The organism is Bacillus sp. SIMBA_031 (assembly GCF_046535225.1).
Classification (GTDB): Bacteria; Bacillota; Bacilli; order Bacillales; family Bacillaceae; genus Bacillus; species Bacillus velezensis.
Map to the genome: position 1 here is coordinate 1 of NZ_JAWRXC010000445.1, position 255 is coordinate 255.

The window sequence follows — 255 nt, forward strand, 5'->3', positions numbered from 1 at the left end:
GGGCAAAACAGAGAAGCGATTGATGTGGGTGAGAGTTTCGCTGGCGTGACTGGAATGACCGGCATTGCACTTATCTTAGCGGAAGACGTTATGGCCATCGAGAGTCAAGGGCGCGTCGCTAGATCCGCTGAACTGCTGGCACCCACTGATCGCGCTGTTGCGGAAGGTCGGCGTACACTGGTTGACGCAGTCAAGGCATATGAAGCGGGTTCCTCTCCTTTAGGCCGGGACTTGGACCTATCCAAAGTCGAGGCG

At 56.5% G+C, this 255-nt stretch carries 1 protein-coding gene; it reads left to right on the top strand.

Annotated elements, in window-relative coordinates:
• The coding region (locus SB724_RS20975; RefSeq protein WP_410572896.1) for an SRPBCC family protein at positions 1–255 on the top strand (255 nt) is incomplete at both ends.